General features: G+C 75.7%; 20 protein-coding genes. 11 read left to right on the top strand and 9 right to left on the bottom strand.

Going from position 1 to position 18,523, the window contains the following annotated elements; translation table 11 throughout:
- Nucleotides 1-69: 69 nt before the first annotated feature.
- Nucleotides 70-678: a lipocalin family protein gene (locus tag LPA42_RS10160; protein WP_077935827.1), complete on the bottom strand. Its 609-nt coding sequence runs from the start codon at nt 676-678 to the stop codon at nt 70-72.
- A gap of 258 nt (nt 679-936) precedes the next feature.
- Between LPA42_RS10160 and LPA42_RS10155 the strand changes: the two genes are divergently transcribed.
- Nucleotides 937-1,359 carry a hypothetical protein gene (locus LPA42_RS10155; protein WP_096761562.1) on the top strand — a complete coding sequence of 141 codons (423 nt, stop codon included), beginning with the start codon at nt 937-939 and terminating at the stop codon, nt 1,357-1,359.
- A gap of 238 nt (nt 1,360-1,597) precedes the next feature.
- Nucleotides 1,598-2,416 (top strand): hypothetical protein, encoded by an 819-nt coding sequence (locus tag LPA42_RS10150; RefSeq protein ID WP_077935825.1) that lies wholly within the window; start codon nt 1,598-1,600, stop codon nt 2,414-2,416.
- Between the two features lie 88 nt (nt 2,417-2,504).
- Here the strand turns inward: LPA42_RS10150 and LPA42_RS10145 are convergent, their stop codons facing one another.
- Nucleotides 2,505-3,668 carry a VCBS repeat-containing protein gene (locus tag LPA42_RS10145; RefSeq protein ID WP_158229364.1) on the bottom strand — a complete coding sequence of 388 codons (1,164 nt, stop codon included), beginning with the start codon at nt 3,666-3,668 and terminating at the stop codon, nt 2,505-2,507.
- A gap of 121 nt (nt 3,669-3,789) precedes the next feature.
- Between LPA42_RS10145 and LPA42_RS10140 the strand changes: the two genes are divergently transcribed.
- From LPA42_RS10140 to LPA42_RS10130, 3 genes are all read left to right on the top strand, one after another.
- Nucleotides 3,790-4,122: a YkvA family protein gene (locus tag LPA42_RS10140; RefSeq protein WP_077935823.1), complete on the top strand. Its 333-nt coding sequence runs from the start codon at nt 3,790-3,792 to the stop codon at nt 4,120-4,122.
- Between the two features lie 89 nt (nt 4,123-4,211).
- Nucleotides 4,212-4,619 (top strand): pyridoxamine 5'-phosphate oxidase family protein, encoded by a 408-nt coding sequence (locus LPA42_RS10135; protein WP_077935822.1) that lies wholly within the window; start codon nt 4,212-4,214, stop codon nt 4,617-4,619.
- A 71-nt stretch (nt 4,620-4,690) separates the two neighbouring features.
- Nucleotides 4,691-5,314, top strand: coding sequence for a hemerythrin domain-containing protein (locus LPA42_RS10130; protein WP_077935821.1), 624 nt, complete (start codon nt 4,691-4,693; stop codon nt 5,312-5,314).
- Nucleotides 5,315-5,410: 96 nt separating this feature from the next.
- Here LPA42_RS10130 and LPA42_RS10125 read toward each other — a convergent pair whose 3' ends face one another.
- From LPA42_RS10125 to LPA42_RS10115, 3 genes are all read right to left on the bottom strand, one after another.
- Nucleotides 5,411-5,653: a ferredoxin gene (locus LPA42_RS10125; protein WP_077935820.1), complete on the bottom strand. Its 243-nt coding sequence runs from the start codon at nt 5,651-5,653 to the stop codon at nt 5,411-5,413.
- Between the two features lie 19 nt (nt 5,654-5,672).
- Nucleotides 5,673-6,875, bottom strand: coding sequence for a cytochrome P450 (locus LPA42_RS10120; protein ID WP_077935819.1), 1,203 nt, complete (start codon nt 6,873-6,875; stop codon nt 5,673-5,675).
- 287 nt (nt 6,876-7,162) lie between these two features.
- Nucleotides 7,163-7,348: an antitoxin gene (locus LPA42_RS10115; RefSeq protein WP_077935818.1), complete on the bottom strand. Its 186-nt coding sequence runs from the start codon at nt 7,346-7,348 to the stop codon at nt 7,163-7,165.
- Between the two features lie 188 nt (nt 7,349-7,536).
- On the opposite strand from LPA42_RS10115, the gene LPA42_RS10110 reads away from it, so the two are divergent.
- A complete protein-coding gene (locus tag LPA42_RS10110) occupies nt 7,537-8,787 on the top strand; it encodes an AI-2E family transporter (protein ID WP_228986498.1) in 1,251 nt (416 codons plus the stop codon).
- A 48-nt stretch (nt 8,788-8,835) separates the two neighbouring features.
- On the opposite strand, the gene LPA42_RS10105 is transcribed toward LPA42_RS10110, so the two are convergent.
- Nucleotides 8,836-9,519, bottom strand: coding sequence for a dienelactone hydrolase family protein (locus LPA42_RS10105; RefSeq protein WP_077935817.1), 684 nt, complete (start codon nt 9,517-9,519; stop codon nt 8,836-8,838).
- 129 nt (nt 9,520-9,648) lie between these two features.
- On the opposite strand from LPA42_RS10105, the gene LPA42_RS10100 reads away from it, so the two are divergent.
- From LPA42_RS10100 to LPA42_RS10090, 3 genes are all read left to right on the top strand, one after another.
- A complete protein-coding gene (locus LPA42_RS10100; RefSeq protein WP_043961587.1) occupies nt 9,649-10,041 on the top strand; it encodes a MerR family transcriptional regulator in 393 nt (130 codons plus the stop codon).
- On the top strand, nt 10,011-10,367 hold the full coding sequence (gene trxA, locus LPA42_RS10095; protein WP_077935816.1) for a thioredoxin: 357 nt from the start codon (nt 10,011-10,013) through the stop codon (nt 10,365-10,367). Before LPA42_RS10100 ends, trxA begins: the two co-directional genes overlap by 31 nt.
- Before the next feature lie 157 nt (nt 10,368-10,524).
- On the top strand, nt 10,525-10,707 hold the full coding sequence (locus LPA42_RS10090; protein ID WP_043961585.1) for a hypothetical protein: 183 nt from the start codon (nt 10,525-10,527) through the stop codon (nt 10,705-10,707).
- A 63-nt stretch (nt 10,708-10,770) separates the two neighbouring features.
- Here the strand turns inward: LPA42_RS10090 and LPA42_RS10085 are convergent, their stop codons facing one another.
- From LPA42_RS10085 to LPA42_RS10075, 3 genes are all read right to left on the bottom strand, one after another.
- Complete coding sequence (locus LPA42_RS10085; RefSeq protein WP_077935815.1) at nt 10,771-13,143, bottom strand: glycoside hydrolase family 65 protein; 2,373 nt, start codon at nt 13,141-13,143, stop codon at nt 10,771-10,773.
- Nucleotides 13,140-13,892, bottom strand: coding sequence for a beta-phosphoglucomutase family hydrolase (locus tag LPA42_RS10080; protein ID WP_077935814.1), 753 nt, complete (start codon nt 13,890-13,892; stop codon nt 13,140-13,142). The genes LPA42_RS10085 and LPA42_RS10080 overlap by 4 nt, the downstream gene beginning before the upstream one ends.
- A gap of 176 nt (nt 13,893-14,068) precedes the next feature.
- On the bottom strand, nt 14,069-14,536 hold the full coding sequence (locus LPA42_RS10075) for a DUF4442 domain-containing protein (RefSeq protein ID WP_077935813.1): 468 nt from the start codon (nt 14,534-14,536) through the stop codon (nt 14,069-14,071).
- A gap of 124 nt (nt 14,537-14,660) precedes the next feature.
- Between LPA42_RS10075 and LPA42_RS10070 the strand changes: the two genes are divergently transcribed.
- Entirely contained in the window at nt 14,661-15,326 is a 666-nt protein-coding gene (locus LPA42_RS10070; protein WP_077935812.1) for a hypothetical protein, read from the top strand.
- Nucleotides 15,323-18,496: a M48 family metalloprotease gene (locus LPA42_RS10065; protein WP_077935811.1), complete on the top strand. Its 3,174-nt coding sequence runs from the start codon at nt 15,323-15,325 to the stop codon at nt 18,494-18,496. The genes LPA42_RS10070 and LPA42_RS10065 overlap by 4 nt, the downstream gene beginning before the upstream one ends.
- The last annotated feature ends 27 nt before the right edge of the window (nt 18,497-18,523 follow it).

Here is an 18,523-nt window from a genome sequence, read left to right as displayed (position 1 = left end):
ACGACGCGGCGGGCCGGCCGCTCGTCGCGCCCCGGCGGCGGGCCGGGCGTCGACGGGCCGGCCGGGCGGTCAGCAGAAACTGCCGGCGTCGGCCCCGCCGTCCTGCCGGGTGGTGCGGAAGTCGCAGAGGTCGTAGCCGTTGGCGGTCAGCACCGCCTTCGCCTCGGCCAGTTCGGCGCCGCCCAGCGCCGGCCCGCGCGACAGCACGAAGCCGGTGCGGCGGTCCGGGTCGCCGACGACGGCCCAGCGGTAGTCCGCGTCGAGGCCCATGACCACGTAGTTCGGCCCACCGAAGTAGAGCCAGCGCCCGCCGACCTCCAGGAACGAGACGGTCAGCACCGAGTTGGCCGGGGCGTTCTCGCTGCGGGCCCGGCCGGTGACCGCGCTGGTGGTACCGAGGATCGTCCGGCAGGTGTTGCGCACCCCGACGGTGCCGTCGGGCTGGACGTCGTACCGGGCCCGCACGTTCTTGAAGCACTGGATCTCGAAGATCGCCGGGATCGCGGCGACCTGGTACCAGTCCCCGGCGTAGCGCTGGAGGTCGACCGCCGCCACCGGGGTCACCGCCGCGGCGTCCACCGACGGCGCGGCGCTGGCGGGCGCGCTGGTGGCCGCCACCGTCGCGGCCACGAGCAGGGCGGTGGCGGCGGCGTGCGCCACCTGTCGACGTACTCCCATGGGGTCTCCTCCGGTCTTGGGCTCCACCGTGGGGTGCGGCACCCCACGGGCGACGGCGGGGCCGCGCTGCCCGACAGGTGCCCGGGGCCGCCGCCGGGAAACTGTCGGCATTCTCATGGCTGTCGATGCATCCGCCGGCGGCGCGACCGTCGTATCCCGACGGGCACCTCTGTCCACTGCGACGGGTCGTGGCCCGGGTCACCAGCCGGGCCGGCCGCCGAGGCTGCGGACGGGCCGCAACGGCGATAGGTTGGTGTCGTGCAGTCCGTAGCGTTCGCCCGGCCGTCCCTGCCGGCGACGCTGCGCGGGTCGCGCCTCTCGTGGCGGTCGAGGCTGCGCCGCATCGGGGAGTTGGGTCGCCTCGCGCTGACCACCCTGGTCCTCGCCGTCGGCCTCGGCGGCGTCGCCGCCCTCACGGCCGGCACTCCCGCCATGGCGTCCGCGGCCACCGGCCCGGCCCACCCCGTCGTGGTGGCCAGCCGGGTCGACTCGCTGGGCCCCGCCGCGACGGCCGAGCCGCGCACCGATTCGGCCGCCCCGCAGGCCCGGCCGGCCGTCGGCGACGCGCGGCGGCCGGTCCCCGCCCCGGTGGGCGGGCCCGTGGCGGCCGTCCCGGCCGACCGGCCCGCCGTCGACCCGACCGCCGGCGCCGTCGTCCGGCGCGGGCCGCCCCGGCACTGACCCGGGCCGCCACCAGGCGCCGATCCGGTCCGCCCCGGCGTCGCAGCGCGCCGGCACCGCACCGGCCCGTCGCGAGCCCGCCGCCGGCCGCGCCCCGCGCCGCCGACGACCCCGCCCGCCGTCACCCGCATCGGTGACGACTCCGGCGGGCCCCGTCCGGCACCGGTCGACGCGCGGCCCCCGCCCGCACCGCGGGCCCCGACCGTCAGTCCACTTCGTCCCCTCCGAGGTGCCCCTCATGCAGACCGCCCTCTCCTCCGTCCTGCTCGACGTGCCCCGGGCCGCCGCGATCTGGCTGGCCCTGCTCGTCCTCGCCGTCGTCGCCGTGGCCGGCCTGGTCGCCCGGCCCGACCTGTTCCGCTCCGTGATCGGCGGGCGGATCCGCGAGGCCGCCATGCCCAGCCTCCTGGAGGAGGCCGCCGAGGAACGCGCCCAGCGCCGGTACGCCGACGAGGTGGCGACCGCGGCGGAACGGGCCGCGGCGACCGCCGGCCGGATGCGGGCCGAGTGGCTGTCCGCGCAGGACGAGGTCGAGGCCGCGTGGCAGGCGTACGAGGCGGCGGAGGCCGACGTCCGCCGGCTGGCCGCCGCCACGGCCCTGCCCCGCCCGCACACCGAGCGCACCCCCGCCGAGTACGCCGACCGCGAGCGCTACCTGCACCGGGCCGCGCTGGACGCGTACTGGCGTCGGGAGTTGTCGGAGGAGCAGCTCAGCGACGTGTTCGCGCACCGCAACGGGTGGGACCCCCGGCTGCACCCGGTCGACCAGGAGCTGGTGCTGCGCCGCGCCGTACGCGACCACCTGCGCGCCCGGCAGGAGGCCGCCCAGGAGCGGGAGCAGGCCGCCTGGCGGGCCGCCGAGCAGGCCGCCGTCGCCGCGCGCAGTCTGCGGGACGAGGCCTTCGCCGCGACCGTGCCCGCCCCGCAGGAGCAGGCGTCGCTGCTGCCCGGGGTGGGCGACGAGCCGTCGCCGGCCGCCGAGCAGACCCGGGAGATGCCGGTGGTCGCCCGGCAGAAGCCGGCCGTGGCGCGGGGCCGGGCCGCCGTCCCGGCCTGAGCGGCCTCGCCCGGCGGTGCGGGTGGCCGCCGCGCCCCGGGTCCCGTGCCGGCCGCCGCCGGGCGGGTCGGGGCGGCCGGCACGGGGCTCAGAGCTGCCGCAGGATGGCCACCTTGTCGTAGGCGACGGCGACGACGTCCGGCTTGCCGTCCCCGGTGACGTCGCCGATGGCCACCCCGTCCCGCTGGGGCCCGACGCCGTCGACCCGGTTCGTCGTGTACCCGCCGAGCGCCCCGGTCGGCTGCTGCAGGTGGACGCTCACCGCCAGCCAACTGTCGTGGACGACCGCCAGGTCGTTGCGACCGTCGCCGGTGAGGTCACCGACGGCGAGACCGGAGGCGATGTCGTAGGCCGGATAGCGCACCGGCGTCGTGGTGAGCCCACCGGCGCCCTGGGTGAACACCTGGACGGCGGAGTCGGGGCTGTTGCCGTCGACGCTCGTCACCAGGTCGGCCCGGCCGTCGCCGGTCACGTCACCGACCGCCGCGCCGTTGCTGACCCGGCGGTAGCCGTTGCCGTCCTCCGGCGTCCGGTACGTCGTCGCCGGTCCGAAGGAGCCGTCCGCGCGGCGCAGCCGCACCCACGTGCCGTGCCGGTAGAACTGCGCGACGTCGAGCCGGGCGTCCCCGTTGAGGTCGGCGGCGAACACCTGCTCGCCCGGGGCACCGGCCAGGTACGGCCCGGTCACCGTCGAGTGGACCGGGAAGGCACCCGTCGCGGTCTGCGCGTGGATCCGCACCTCGCCCGGCCGCGCGCTGACCACCAGGTCCGGCCGGCCGTCCCCGGTCATGTCCGCGATCACGACGTCTCCGGCGCTCCCCGCGACGAGCACGGGTGCGGCGAGCCGCCCGTCCCGCTGGTACAGCAGGTCGACCCCGGCGGACGACGACAGCGCCACGTCCATGCGTCCGTCGCCGTCGATGTCGGCGACCGCGAGGCGTACGTCGCTGTTGTAGCCGCCGTGCGCGACGATCCTCGTCGGAGCGCCGTAGCTGTGGTCGGCGCGCTGGGCGAAGAGCAGCACCGAGCTCGTCTGCGTGCCGTCCACGGCGTCGACGCCGACGACGATGTCGGGCCGGCCGTCCCCCGTGACGTCGGCGACGGCGACGGCGTTGGTGGCCGTCGACCCGCTGGCGAGATACTGCGGGGGCGCGAACGTTCCGCTGCTCGCGGCCCCGGCGCCTGCCGGCACCGCCGCCCCGGCCACCGCGGCGAGCGTCGCCGCCAACCCGACACAGGCACGTCTGTCCATCGCAGAATCCCCCGTCACCGTACGGTCACCCATCGATCACTGTCGGCACCCCCTCTTCCCTGAGCGCCGACGGCGCAAACTCTGCCGCCCTCCTTCGCCCCCGGTCGGCTAGCGTGGGCGCATGACGGAGCGCACCTGGCTGCTGGTCGTCGCCGGCCTCATCGTGGCGGCGACGCTCGTCGGTGCCGTCGTGCTGGCCGTACGGGTGGTCCGCACCCGCAAGCTGCTCGGCACGCTGGGCGTCGGCGGCAAGGTCGCCTTCTGGGGCGCGCTGGCCTACACGATCTTCCCGATCGACGTGCTTCCCGACCCGATCTACCTCGACGACATCGGGGTGCTCGCCGCCGCCCTGCTCTACCTGGGCCGGCTGGTCCGGCAGCACCGCGCCGCCCAGCGGCAGCTCCCCGGCCAGCCCGGGCCCCAGGAAGGCAGGACGCGCCGCCCGGTCGGCTGAGCCCGTGCCATGATCGGGGCCGGGCCCCGCACGAAGGGGGACCGCACAGGGGCCCGCGCGGGGCGGCCGGATCGGACGGGGGCGGGACAATGCCGGGCGACCATCGGTTGGGCATCCACGACGAACGGGTCCTCGCGTTCTGCCGGGAGCGGCACCTGGCCACCCTGACGACGCTGCGCGCGGACGGGACCCCGCACGTCGTACCGGTCGGGATGACCCTCGACCCGGCCGCCGGCCTGGCCCGGGTGATCACGTCGGGCACGTCGGCCAAGGCCCGGCACGTCGCGGCGGCCGGCGAGGCGGGCACCCCGGTGGCGGTCTGTCACGTCGACGGGAGGCGCTGGCTGACCGTGGAGGGTCGGGCGGTGCTGCGCGCCGACCCGGCGTCGGTCGCCGAGGCCGAGCGCCGGTACGCCGAGCGCTACCGCATCCCGCGCCCCAATCCGCAGCGGGTCGTCATCGAGATCGCCGTGACCCGGGTGCTGGGCAGTCTCTGACCGGTTCGGACGGTCGCGTCGGGGTACCAGCCTCAGCACCGACCGACCCGCAACCGGTAAGGGGCACCGACATGACCGACCCGCAGAGCAGGACCGACCACCCGCAGGGCGTGACCGACCAGGACGTCGTGGACGTACTCGTCGCCGACCACCGCGAGGTGGAGGCGATCTTCGTGGAGCTGGAGGGCCGGCAGGGCACCCCGGAGCACCGCCGGCAGCTCGCCGACGTGGTGATCGCCGAACTGGTCCGCCACTCGGTCGCCGAGGAGCAGTACGTCTACCCGGCCGCCCGCCGGGCGCTGCCCGACGGCGACCAGCTCGCCGAGCACGAGATCGCCGAGCACGCCGAAGCCGAGCGGACCATGAAGGAGCTGGAGTCGGTCGACCCGTCGGAGGCCCGGTTCGAGCCGCTGCTGGCCCACCTGACCAAGGCCATCCGCCACCACGTGCAGGAGGAGGAGTCCGACCTGTTCCCCCGGCTGCGCGCCGCGATGGCCCGGGAGGAACTGGTGGAGCTGGCCGGCAGGGTGCAGGCGGCGAAGAGGTCGGCACCGACCCGGCCGCACCCGGCCGCGCCGGACCACCCGCCGGCGAACCGGCTGCTCGCCCCCGGCACCGGTCTGGTGGACCGGCTCCGGGACGCCCTCAGCGGCCGGCCCACCTCCATGGAGGAGCTGCGCGAGAAGCAGCTCTGACGACAGGACTCGCGCCGCCGCCTGCCGGGCCCTCCCCCGGGCGACCCGGCAGGCGGCGATGCGTTCGTCTTCAGTGGATGGTGGGTGCGTCGCCGGTCAGGGTTCGGGGGCGATCCGCCGGCGGCTGTCCGCCTCGGAGACGAGGATCGCCTCCATCGGGCAGGAGTCGGCCGCGTCGAGCACCGCCTGCGCCGGGGACACCCGCTCGGCCAGCGGGCGGGACAACCCGTCCACCAGGCCGAAGTGCCTGGGTGCCGTGCCGGCGCAGATGCCCGAGCCGATGCACCGGGTCGGGTCCACGTGCAGCCGCCACCCCGGGCCGGACTGCCCTTCCTCCATGCTCACCTGATCCTCCCCCTCACCAGGCCACCGGCATCGCGGTGAGGCCGCGTACCAGCAGGCCGCTCTTCCAGACCAGCTCCGGCTCGGGCACCGCCAGGCGCAGCCCCGGGGTGCGGTCGAGCAGCGTGTCCAGCACCACCTGGAGCTCCATCCGGGCGAGCTGGGCGCCGACGCAGTGGTGCACCCCGTGCCCGAAGCCCAGGTGCGGGTTGACCTCCCGTCCCAGGTCGAGCCGGTCGGCGTCGGCGAAGACCGTCTCGTCGCGGTTGGCCGACGGGATCGACACGACCACCGGCTCACCCGCGCGCACGAGCACGCCGCCGATCTCGACGTCCTCCTTCGCGTAGCGGGCGAAGGCGGCGGTCGCGCCGAGCGGGACGAAGCGCATCAGCTCCTCGACCGCGCGGGGCACCAGCGTCCGGTCGGCCCGCAGGCGGGCCCACTCGTCGGGGTGCTGCAGCAGGACGTACGCGAAGTTGGGGATCTGCGTGACGGTGGTCTCGTGGCCGGCGGCGAGCAGCCCCGCCGCGAGCTGGACCACCTCCTCCTCGCTGAGCCGGTCGTCGGCGTCGCGGGCCCGGACCATCGCGCCGATCAGGTCGTCGGTGGGTTCGTCGCGCCGCCGCGCGATCAGCTCGCCCATGTACGCGAACAGGTTGTCGATGTACTGCTGGATCCGCTCCTGACTGAGCGAGGTGGTCGAGACGATCGCCTCCGACCAGGTGTGGAACCGATCCTGGTCGGTGACCGGCACCCCGAGCAGGTCGCAGATGACCCGGATCGGCAGCGGGGTGGCCACGTGCTCCACCAGGTCGGCCGGCGGGCCGGCGGCGAGCAGGTTGTCGACCAGCTCGTCGGCGATCTGCCGGGTGCGGGGCCGCAGCTCCTCGACCCGGCGCGCGGTGAACGCGCGGGCCACGAGCCGGCGCAGGCGGGTGTGGTCGGGCGGGTCCATGGACAGGATGCCGCCCTGGATCTGCCGCGCGGTGTTGCGCGGCTCGTCGCGCCCCACGGCGGCGGCCCGGCTGAACCGGGCGTCGCCGAGCACGGTACGCACGTCGGCGTGCCGGGTGGCCAGCCACGCCGGTTCGCCGTACGGCAGGCGGACCCGGATCAGCGGCTCGTCCCGGCGCAACCGGGCGTAGCGCGGATCGAGGTTGAGCCGGTCGGGATCGCCGAACGGGTAGCGCTGGATCGTCGCCTCGGATGTGTCGGTCACCGGATGACTCCCTCTCGTCCGCGGCCCCGCCGTCGGGCCGCCCGGTCCGCCGGGGCGACCCACCTGGAGTCATGCCCCGAATACGGATCGTAGCGAGAGAGTTCGATGATCGGCCAGTGAGCGGGGCCGGATTTCCGGCCCGGGTCGCCTTGACGAGAGTCCCCCTGGCCCGTTCCCGGCGCGGTGGGCCGCTCCGACGCGACGTTCGCCCCGGCGCGGCGGCTGCTCCGACACGACGGTCCCGGGGCGCCTCGGCGTGGCGGCCCGGGACCGGAGGCGGGTCGGGGTCAGCGCGGCGAGGTGTCGCCCTCGCCGGTGCGCCGCTGGGCCATGTCGACGCCCTTGTCGATCTGCTTGTCGTACTTGCCGCCGCTGCGCTGGTCGGCCATGTCGCCGGCCTTCTCGATGCCCTGGTCGACCTGCTTGTCGTGCTTGTCGGCGAGGTCCTTGGCCTTGTCCATGAAGTCACTCACGCGCTTCTCCTCCTCGGGCTGGATCCCTCTGCTGGATCCCTCCGCTGGGGTCCTGACCGAAGCGTTCCCTCCCCCCACCCGCACAAACCGCCGCCGGGTCGGCCGCGCCCGCCGACCTTGGACAGTTCGCGTTCCGCCCGAACGACAACCGTCCAAGATTGGTACGAGGTGGGGCGGGTGTCGGGGAGGTGAGGTTCGGGTACGGGGGACTCGCCGAGAAGTGGGAGGGTGACGTGGTCGACGACGGTGCCGGGGGTACGACGGACGACGGGCGACACAGCCAGTCGGCGACGGGAGACGAGCGAGACACCCCGCCGACGACGGACGACGGGCAGCGCGCCCGGCGGGTCGCGGTCGACGCCAGCGGGGCGGGGCCGCGCCAGGCGTGGGCCGGGTTGCCGTGGCTGGTCCGCTCGGCCGTGCTGTGGAGCGCCTGCCTGGTGGTGGTCGTCGCCGGGCTGTACCTGGTCGGGAAGATCGCCGTGTTGCTGGCCCCGCTGGCGATCGCGCTGGCCGCGACGCTCTTCCTCACCGCGCTGCTCGACCCGGTGCTGCTCCTGCTGCGCCGGCTCCGGCTTCCGGCGGCGCTGGCCGCCCTGCTCACCGTGCTGTTCCTGCTCGGCATCCTGGTCGGCGTCGGGGTGCTGGTGTGGAACCTGACCGCCAGCCAGTTCAGCGAGCTGAGCCAGGAGCTGGACCAGGGTCTCCAGCGGACGCGGGACTTCGTCACCTCCACCCTCCCGGTGACCGACGACCAGCTCGACAAGCTGATCCGGCAGACCCGGGACGGGCTGGGCGGCGCCCCCGACCCGGTCGGCGGGGCGCGGACGGCCGCCGAGGTCGCCGGTTCCGTCCTGCTCTCCCTGGTGCTGCTCTTCTTCCTGCTCAAGGACGGCCGGTCCATGTGGCACTGGGTGCTGCGCCGCACGGCCGGCCCCAACCGGGACGTCGCCGCCGAGGCCGGCCGGGTGGGCTGGCGGACGCTCGGCGCGTACAGCCGGGGGACGATGATCATCGCGGCGATCGACGCGCTCGGGATCGGCCTGGCCCTGGTGCTGCTCCGGGTGCCGCTCGCCCTGCCGCTGGCCCTGATCACCTTCCTCGGCGGGTTCGTCCCCATCATCGGGGCCACCGTGGCCGGGGCGGTGGCGGTGCTGGTGGCGCTCGCCGCGAAGGGGCCGACCGTCGCGCTGCTCACGCTGGCCGCCGTGATCGCCGTCCAGCAGATCGAGGGCAACCTGCTGGAGCCGCTGGTGATGAAGCGGCAGGTCCAGCTGCATCCGGCGGTGGTCCTGGTGGCGGTGACGGCCGGCACGCTGATCGCCGGCATCGCCGGGGCATTCGTCTCGGTGCCGATCACGGCGGTCGTGTACCGGGTGATCGACACCGTGCAGCGGCACCGGCAGGCCGCCGCCGCCCGACCACCCGCACCGGCCTGAGACCCGCCTACCCCGCTCGGACCCGGCGGGCCCGGGGCGCGGGCGCGGTCAGGCCGGCGGGCGCAGGTGGGTGGCGAACCAGTCGGCCGCCGCGTCGGCTACCTGCTCCAGCGCGCCCGGCTCCTCGAACAGGTGGGTCGCGCCGGGCACCACCCGCAGCTCGCCGACGTCGCCCAGCTCCGCCTTCGCCTGCTCGTTGAGCGTGATCACCTGCTCGTCCAGCCCGCCCACCAGCAGCAGCGTCGGGGCGGCCACCCGGGGCAGGGCGGCGCCGGCCAGATCCGGTCGGCCGCCCCGGGAGACCACGGCCCGCACCCGCTCGGGGCGGGCCGCCGCGGCGACCAGCGCGGCGGCGGCACCGGTGCTCGCGCCGAACAGGCCCACCGGCAACCGGGCCAGCGTCGGCTCGACGGCCATCCAGTCGACGATCGCGGCCAGCCGGTCGGCGAGCAGCCCGATGTCGAACCGGAGTTCGGCCGTACGGGCGTCGACCCGGTCCTCCTCCGGCGTGAGCAGGTCCACCAGCACCGTGCCGAGCGCCCGCCCGTTCAGCACCCCCGCCACGGCCGTGTTGCGGGGGCTGTGCCGGGAGCTGCCGCTGCCGTGCGCGAAGAGCACGACCCCCGTGGCCCCGGCCGGGACCAGGACGTCGGCCGGCAGCCCGGCGTCACCCGCCGGGATCGTGACCTCGCCACCCCGGGTCGTCGTGCCTACCTGTCCCCGTGCCGCCATCGCACATCCTCCCCACGGCTTCCGCCTCGTCCGGCGTCGCTTACCCGCCCCGGCGGCCGGGATTCGCCGTTGCCTTGACATCGGCGGCAAGGTCTAGCGTTGCGGTCGGTGGCGGGTGAAGGAGGTCGGATGCTGATCGGTGAGCTTGCGGAACGCGCCGGCACGAGCACCCGGACCCTGCGGTACTACGAGTCGCAGGGGCTGGTCCGGCCCCGCCGCTCCGCCAACGGCTACCGCGTCTACGACGAGGCGGAGCTGCGCGTCGTACACGAGATCCGGGCCCTGCTCGCGGTGGGCTTCGGCCTGGACGACATCCGGCCGTTCGTGGCCTGCCTCCGGGCCGGGCACGCCTCCGGGGACGTCTGCCCGGACTCGGTGGCCGTGCTGCGTCGCAAGCTGGCCGAGGTGGACGCCTACCTCGACCGGCTCGGCGCGGTGCGGCGACAACTGCACGACCAACTCGCCCAGGCCATCGCGTACCGGGAGGAAACATGCCTCAGGAAACGGGAACCACCCCGCTGACCGCCGTCACCGACGCCTCGTTCGCCGCGACGGTGCTCGCCGCCGACCGGCCGGTGGTCGTCGACTTCTGGGCCGAGTGGTGCCCGCCGTGCGTGGCGGTCTCCCGGAGCCTCGCCGAGCTGGCCGGGGAGTTCGGCGACCGGCTGCGCATCGTCACGCTCAACACCGACGAGAACCCGGCGACGACCCGGGCGTACCAGGTGATGTCGATGCCGACCCTGCTGGTGTTCCGCGACGGGGAGGTGGTCGGCTCCACCGTCGGGGCCCGCCCCAAGAGCAACCTGCGGCTGAGCTTCGCCCGGCACCTGGAGCCCTGGCGGCCCTGACCCGGCCGGCCGCCCGGCGCTACCCCCATGCCACCGGCCGCCGCCCCATGCCACCGGCCGCCGCCCGCCGTCGCTGTTTGCCGCCGGGCCGGGCGGGAAGGCCCGGGGTGACCGCAGCACCGGCGCAGCCGCGCCCCGACGGATCGCGAGGATCGTCATGGCCCGACGACAGGACAGGTCCAAGCAGCAGACCGCCGAGCGGGACGAACAGCGGGAACGGGACGCCGAGCGCAGCCGGGACTGGGCGGACGAGGCGGCGCAGGCCCGCACCGCCGACGACCCGAGGGCCGTCGCCCCGCACGACGCGGCCGGTCGCCCCTCGAACGGGCGGCAGTTCTGACCCCTCCCCGGTCGGTCGGGGAAGCGCCCCGGCCGACCGGGACCGCCCGCCGGGCGCGGAGCTTCAGCCGAGGTGTTCCGGCAGGTGGAGCAGGGGTGCCCGGCCGGGCGGCTGCTCCGGCTCGGTGCTCGGCGGCGTGAGCGGCGGCACCGGCACGGTGACCGGCTCGGCGCAGGTCACCCGCACCTTCTCGCCGTGGTGCCGCAGCTCCACCCCGTCGCCGGAACAGCCGTGACGCAGCGCGTACGTCGTCTGGTGTGCCCGGACGTCGACCCGCAGCCGCAGCCCCCGCCACTGCAACGAGAACTCCAGCCGGTCGAGCCGGCTTGGCAGCCGGGGCGCGAACGTCAGCAGCCCGTCGTGGTCGCGCAGCCCGCCGAACCCGGCGACCAGGGCGATCCACGCCCCGGCGAGGGACGCCATGTGCACCCCGTCTCGGGTGTTCTCGTTGAGGTCGTGCAGGTCCATCAGCGCGGCCTCGCGCAGGTACCGGTGGGCCAGCTCCAGGTAGCCGACCTCGGCGGCGATCACCGCCTGCGTGCAGGCCGACAGCGACGAGTCCCGCACGGTGCGCCGCTCGCAGTAGAGGAAGTTGCGCCGCTTCTGCTCCTCGGTGAACGCGTCCCCCCGCCAGTGCATGGCGAGCACCAGGTCGGCCTGCTTGATGACCTGCTTGCGATACAGGTCGAAGTACGGGTAGTGCAGCAGCAGCGGGTACTTCTCGGTCGGCGTGTGCTCGAAGTCCCACTCCTGGAGCCGGGTGAACCCCTCCACCTGCTCGTGCACCTCGACGCCCTCGTCGTACGGGACGCACATCGCGTTCGCCGCGTCCCGCCAGGCCGCCGCCTCCTCCTCGGTGACCCCGAGGTCGATCGCCTGGTCCCGGAACCGCATCGCGCACTCGGCGGCGGTGAGCAGGTTCCGTTGCGCCATCAGATTGGTGTAGACGTTGTCGTTCTTCACGGCCGTGTACTCGTCGGGGCCGGTCACGCCGTCGATGTGGAACCGGCCCTGCCGGTCGTGGTGGCCGAGGGAGCGCCACAGCCGGGCCGTCTCGATCAGCAGCTCCAGGCCGATCTCCCGCTCCAGCCCCTCGTCGCCGGTGACCAGCACGTACCGGCGCAACGCGTCGGCCACGTCGGCGGCGATGTGGAACGCCGCCGTCCCCGCCGGCCAGTACGCCGACGACTCCGGCCCCTCGATCGTGCGCCACGGGAACGCCGCCCCGGCCAGGTTGAGCGTGCGGGCCCGCTCCTGCGCCTGCGCGAGGGTGGAGTACCGCCAGTACAGGGCGTCGCGCACCGCGCCCGGCTGGGTGTAGGTGAGCACCGGCAGCACGAACATCTCGGTGTCCCAGAACGCGTGCCCGTCGTACCCCGGGCCGGTGAGGCCCTTCGCGGAGATCGGCCGGCGCTCGGCCCGCGCCCCGGCCTGGAGCACGTGGAACAGACCGAACCGCACCGCCTGCTGCACCTCCGGATCGCCCTCGACCCGGACGTCGGCGGCGTCCCAGAACTCGTCGAGGTATTCCCGCTGCTCCCGGCGCAGCCCGTCCCAGCTGTCGAGGCGGGCCGCGGCGAGGGCCGCGCCGACCTGGTCGCGCAGCGCCGGCAGCGACCGGCGGCTCGACCAGCCGTACGCCAGGTACTTGACCACCCGCAGCTTCTCGCCGGGCTTGAGCACGCAGCCGACGGTGGTGCGGACCCAGTCCTCGTACCCCTCGGTGGTGACGGTGGTGTGCTCCGGGGCGTGCACGTCGTGGTCCATGGCGGCGGCCACCCGCAGCCCGCTGACCTTGGTGCGGTGGATGAGCAGCCCGCCGTCGTTGGTGGTCAGTTCCTCCTCGGCCTGCAACGGCGACTCCAGCACCGCCGCCACCCGGGGGTCGCGGCTCTGCGCCGGCAGGGACTCGTTGGCCACCAGCTCCGACTGGAGGATCAGCCGCAGGGGCCCGTCGACCGCCTCCACCTCGTAGTTGATGGCGGCGACGGAGCGCTGGGTGAACGACACCAGCCGCGTGCTGCGCACCTTGACCTCGCGCCCGGCCGGGGTGCGCCAGTGCAGCTCCCGGTGCAGGGTGCCGGCGCGCAGGTCGAGAACCCGCTCGTGGGCGAGGAGTTCGCCGTACCGGACGTCGAGGGGCTCGTCGTCGACGAGCAGCCGGATCAGCTTGCCGTTGGTGACGTTGACGATGGTCTGGCCGGACTCGGGGAAGCCGAACCCGGCCTCCGCGTACGGCAGGGGGCGCAGCTCGTAGAAGCTGTTCAGGTATGTCCCGGGCAGGCCGTGCGGCTCGCCCTCGTCGAGGTTGCCGCGCAGGCCGATGTGCCCGTTGGAGAGCGCGAAGACCGACTCGGACTGGGCCAGGACGTCCATGTCGAGCCGGGTCTCGCGGATGTGCCAGGGTTCCACCGGATAGGCGCGTTCCCGGATCATGCGTCGGGCCTCCTGTCCACCAGGTCGGCGAGGTCGGTCACCACGACGTCCGCCCCGTGCGCGCGCAGCTCGTCGGCCTGGCCCACCCGGTCGACGCCCACGACGTACCCGAATCCGCCGGCCCGGCCGGCGGCCACCCCGGCGAGGGCGTCCTCGAAGACGGCGGCCTGCGCGGGGTCGACGCCGAGCAGCTTCGCGCCGGCCAGGAACGTGTCGGGGTGCGGCTTGCCGCGCAGCCCCTGCTCGCGGGCGACCACCCCGTCGACCCGGGCCTCCAGCAGCGGCTCCAGCCCGGCGGCGGCGACGACGTCGCGGCAGTTGGCGCTGGCCGAGACGACGGCGCGGCGCAGGCCGGCGGCGGCCGCCGCCCGCAGGTACGTCACGGAGCCCGGGTAGACCTCGACCCCGTCGGTGTGGATGCGCTTGAGCAGTACGGCGTTCTTCCGGTTGCCGACGCCGTTGACGGTGTCCGCGTCGGGCGGGTCGTCGGGCGAGCCCTCCGGCAGGACGATGCCCCGGGAGGCGAGGAACGACCGCACCCCGTCGGCGCGGGGCTTGCCGTCGACGTACCGGTTGTAGTCGGGCCCCGGGTCGAACGGCCGGTACGGCTCGCCGGTGGCCGCCGCGCGACGCTTCAGGAACGCGTCGAACGTCTCGGTCCACGCGGCGTTGTGCACCCGGGCGGTCTGCGTCAGCACACCGTCCAGGTCGAAGAGACACGCGGTCACGTGAGCAGGCAGGCCCAGCACGGTACGAATCTATCCACCCCCGGAACCCCCCAAACCCCTTTGCGAAGGAAGGGCCCCCTGTTAACGCATACGGTATAGAAGGGCACCCTTCTCACCACGCGAGGCGGCGCGAGGCGGCGCGCGGCGCGGCGGCGCAGCGGCGCGCGGCGCGGCGGGCGCGGGGGTCAGGGCACCGGTCAGCGGTGGGGGCGCAGCGTCCAGACGACCGTCATCGCCGAGGTCGGCGTGCCGTCCTCGGTGGCGATCTCGACGTCGACCGGGAACTCGGGCCGCCGGCCGGCCTCCAGTTCCGCGACCACCTCGGGCGCCGGCCGGCCGAGCCGCGCGGTGGCCAGCACCGCACCCATCGCCACCTTCCCGTACGCGATCTCGGCCCGCACCGCCAGCGGCACCGCCCGGTCGAGGAGCTGCCCGAACGCGGCGAGCACCACCGCGCCGGAGGCGGTCTCGCCGAGGGCGAACATCGCTCCGGCGTGCGGGCCGCCGACGTGGTTGTGGGTGGCCGGCGAGTCGGGCAGCCGGACCACGGCGCGCACGCCGCCGTCGGCCTCGGGGGCCACCTCGACGAATTCGACGCCGAGCGTGCGGGCGAACGGCACCGCCTCCAGCAGGCCGGCGGCGACCTGGCGCGAGTCGATGGTCATGCCCGCACGTTACTCCGCAGTAACTTCCGGCTCAAGCGTCGGCTGCGAGGGCCAGCGGGTGGAAGTGTTCGGTTCCTGACCCGACGCTGTCGGATGCTGGCGCGGCGGCGGCACGATGGGGAGCGTGATCGATGCACAGCAGCGCGCCGCAGCCCTCGTCGTCGACGCCGCGCGCCGCGCGGTGACCGGCTACGCCCCGGAGGAGCTGGAGGTGTTCGACGGGGTGGCCGCCGGCTGGCGGGAACAGGCCGCGAGGGGGGCCCGGCAGCAGGAGGCCCCGGGCAGCGCGGTCGGCTTCGGCATCGACACCGCGCTCGTCAGCGAGCTGTTCCTCCAGGCCACGTCCGCCGCCGTGACCGAGGTGCTCGTGCTCGGCGTGACGGGGGCCGGCGCGGGGCTCCGGGCCAGGTGGCTGCGACGCCGCGGCCGGGACGCGACGACGGCCGGGCCGACAGAAGCGCTCGAACCGACGGAGGCGCCCGAACCGACGGAGGCGCCCGAACCGACGGAGGCGCCCGAACCGACGAGGCCGGCCGGCGAATCCGCGAAGGCCGCCAGCGGACCGGAGGGACCGGCCACCGGCTCGGCGGGACCCGCAGCCGGCACCGGACCGACGGCACCGGGGGCAGACACCGGGCCGGCCGACGGGCTCGGGTTGACCGGCCCCCAGGTGGCCGCACTCCAACAGGCGTGCCGCCGGCACGCGCTCGCGCTGGGCCTGCCGGCGGACGCGGCCGATCTGCTGGCCGACGCCCTGGTGGGCGCGCTGGCCGCACCGGGCGACCGGTGACCCGGCCGGCCGGCACACCCGAGGCGGGCCGCGACCAGCCCCCGCCACCCCAGGACCGCGACGAGCCCCCGCCACCCGAGGACCGCGACCCGACGACGACGTCCCAGGGCCGCGACACGACGCCACCCGACGACCGCGACACGACGACGCCCGGTCACGACGGCGACGGCGGCACGCCGTACCGGCTGGGCTGGCTGTACCTGCTCGTCGTCGCGGCGCTGGTCGCCGTCGGGATCAGGGCGGGTGACCTGCTCTTCCTCGCCAACCGGGCGTGGAGCCTGCCCTGGGCAGCCGCCTTCGCCGAGTGCGAGCTGGCATACGGGGCGACCGCCACAAATCCCGTCCCGCCCGGGTTCACCGACTGCATGGCCGGTCCGGCCCGAGAACGTGGGTTGGTCATGCTCGGGGCGGTGGGCGTGGTGCTGGCCGGCGCGGCCCTGTTGCTGCTGCTGGTGCCGGCGGTCGACCAGTGGCGGCTGCGCCGGCACCGGGGCCGGTTCGCCGTGCCGGGGGCGGCCGACCGGTTCGCCGTGCTCTGCGACGACAACGGGCTGACCGGCCGCAATCGGCCACGCCTGCTCATCGCCGGCCCGCCGGTCCGGCAGGCGTTCACCATCGGGGTCGTCGGCCGGCGGCCGCTCGTCGTGCTCCCGGCGGGGGTGGCCGTGGCGTACCGCGACCCGGCCCGGTTCGACCCGGTCGTGCAGCACGAGCTCGCCCACGTGCGGGCCCGCGACGTGACCTGGGTGGCCGCCGTACGGGGACTCGTCTGGTTGCCCGTGCCCGCGATCGCCATCGGCGTACTCGTGGAGGTCGCCTTCATCCGCATGACCTTCCCCCTCGGCGACGTGCTGCCGAGGATCGCCAGCGACAGAACGCACGTGCCCCTCGGCGGCTCGGTGCTCACGGTCCTGCTCCTGGCGGGGCTGGTCGCGCTCCTGGCGGCCAGCCTGCTCCGGATGCGCGAGCGGGAGGCGGATCGGCACGCAGCCCGGGCCGGCCAGGCGGACGCGTTGGCCGCGCTGCTGAGCGACGCCCCCGCCAGCACGGCACCGACCGGCAACCGGGTGGCCGCCGCGCTGCGCCGGCCGTTCGCCCGCCACCCCCTGCCGCTGGACCGGGTCCGGTCGCTGCGGCAGCCGACCGGACGCGACGGCGACCTGGCGCAGGGGCTGGCCGTCGGCGCGGTGACGGTCATGGCGATGGCCGCCGCCGGGAACCTCACCCGGGAGCTGCACTACGCGGCGCAGGGCTGGCTGCCGACGGCCGTCGCCGCCTGGGTCGGTGCCGCGCTGCTCGTCGGCGGGCTCCTGCCGTCGCTGCTCGGCCGCGCGGAGTCGGCCCGGCGGACCGGAGTGCCGGCCACGTGGTGGCGGCCGGTCGCGGGCACGGCGATCGGCCTGTTCGTGGCCGCGTTCGGCACGGCGATGCTCCCCCTGCCCGGGGCCAACGGACTGTTCCTGACGCCGGGGACGGCGTACGGCCTGCTGTTCGCCGCCGCTTCCGCAGCGCTGGGCGCGGGCGCGGCCGGCCTCTGCGTGGCCCTCGCGACCGTGCTGGTCGGGCCGAGGCCCGCGGCAGGCCCGGCACGGGCTGCGGGGCGGCTCGCCGGGCACCTCGTGGCGATCGCCGCCACGGCGGTCCTGCTGTGGCCGCTGCCCTTACTCGCTGCGGTGTTGCACACGGACCTCCCGGAGGCGTTCCGGGCCTGGCTGGTCTACTCGCTGCCGAAGGCCGCCTGGCCGGCGGCGCTCGCGCTGCTGGCGCTGCTCGCGGCGCGGTTGCTCCCCACCGGACCGGGTGCACTGCGCCGGGTTGCCGGGTCGATGGAGGCGCAGGTGGTCGCGCTCGCCACGCTCGTCGGCGGCACCGCCGCGATCCTGCGTACCCAACTCGATCCGCCCGCGACCATCGACGAGGCGCTCCGCGCGGCGCAGGCGCGGTGGCTGCTCTGCGCCCTGACCGGCTGGGTCGTCCTGCTCGCGACCGCGACGAGGCCGGGCCCGCGGGCCCTCGCCCGTGGGCTGCTCGCCGCCGGGTCCGCGACGGTCCTGGCCGGCTTCCTCCAGTACGCGCACTCGGCCGTGACCGGGCGCTCGGCCGACGCCCTGGCCCTGCGGCTCGCCGTCGGGACGCCCCTGGTCTGGCTGCTGTTCCTGACGGCGCTCACGTCGGCCGTCCTGCTGCTGCGCCCGACCCGCGCCGCGCCGCCCGACGGCACCCCCGCCCGCACCGCGCCGCCCGACAGCACCCCGGCCCACGCCGCGCCGCCCGGCCGGGTTCCGGAGCCGCCCGACCGCCCAGCGCTGCCGGGGCGGCTGGTCGTGCCGGCGACCGGGCTGGTCATCGGCCTGCTGGCCGGGGTCGTCCTCGGCCCGGGAGTGCCCGGCAGCTACGCGCCGGTGCCGCTGCCCGCCGCCCTCCCGTCGGCTCCGCCGGACGGCACCGGCACCGGCACCGCCGCGCCGGTCGGTTCGCCGGGGCCCGGCGCGGGCGGGACGATCCCCGCCGCTCCGACGACGACCACGGATCCGGCGCGCACGGGGCCACCGACCGTCGGCACCTCCGCCGAAGCCGGTCGTTTGCTCACCGGCACCGAGGCCCGGAAGGTCGCGCGGGCGGTCCGGTCGGCGCTGCCCAGGTCGTGGGTCTCCGAGGAGGCCGGGCCGGCCACCGAGTCCCGGATCGAGCCGGCCGCCTGCCGCCCGCTGGCCCGGGACGCCTACCTCGACGGGCTGAAGCCCGGCGAGCGGGCAGCCGCCGAGGCGCGCTACTCCACGCCGCCGGGCCAGGTCGGCATCGCGTCGACCACGGCGAAGGTGACCGTCGCCTCGTACGCCGAGCCGGTGCCCGCCTCCGTGTTCGCCGCCGCGGAGGCCGACCGCGCCGCGTGCCGGCGGTTCACCGGCAGCAACGACGACGGCCCGCCCGTGCGGTTCGCGGTGCGCGCCCGGCCGGCGCCGGCGGTCGGCGAGCAGTCCTGGCGCGTCGACTATGGGCTCTCGGTCGGCAGCGGGGTCAACGAGATCACCGGCAGCAGCGCGTTCGTCATGGTCCGGGTGGGCCACAACCTCGTCACGCTCACCGTGACCTCGGTGTCGCGGCCCCTGGACGAGCGGCTCGTCGCCGACGCGCTGACCGCCGTCGCGCGCGCCCTCGACCGGCCCTGACCCGAACGCCCCTGGCGGGCGGCGGCG

Origin of the sequence: Micromonospora sp. DH13 (genome assembly GCF_020873825.1) — a bacterium.
Taxonomy (GTDB): domain Bacteria; phylum Actinomycetota; class Actinomycetes; order Mycobacteriales; family Micromonosporaceae; genus Micromonospora; species Micromonospora haikouensis.
The sequence above is the reverse complement of the archived record's forward strand: the minus strand, read 5'-3'. Positions and strand labels throughout refer to the sequence as shown.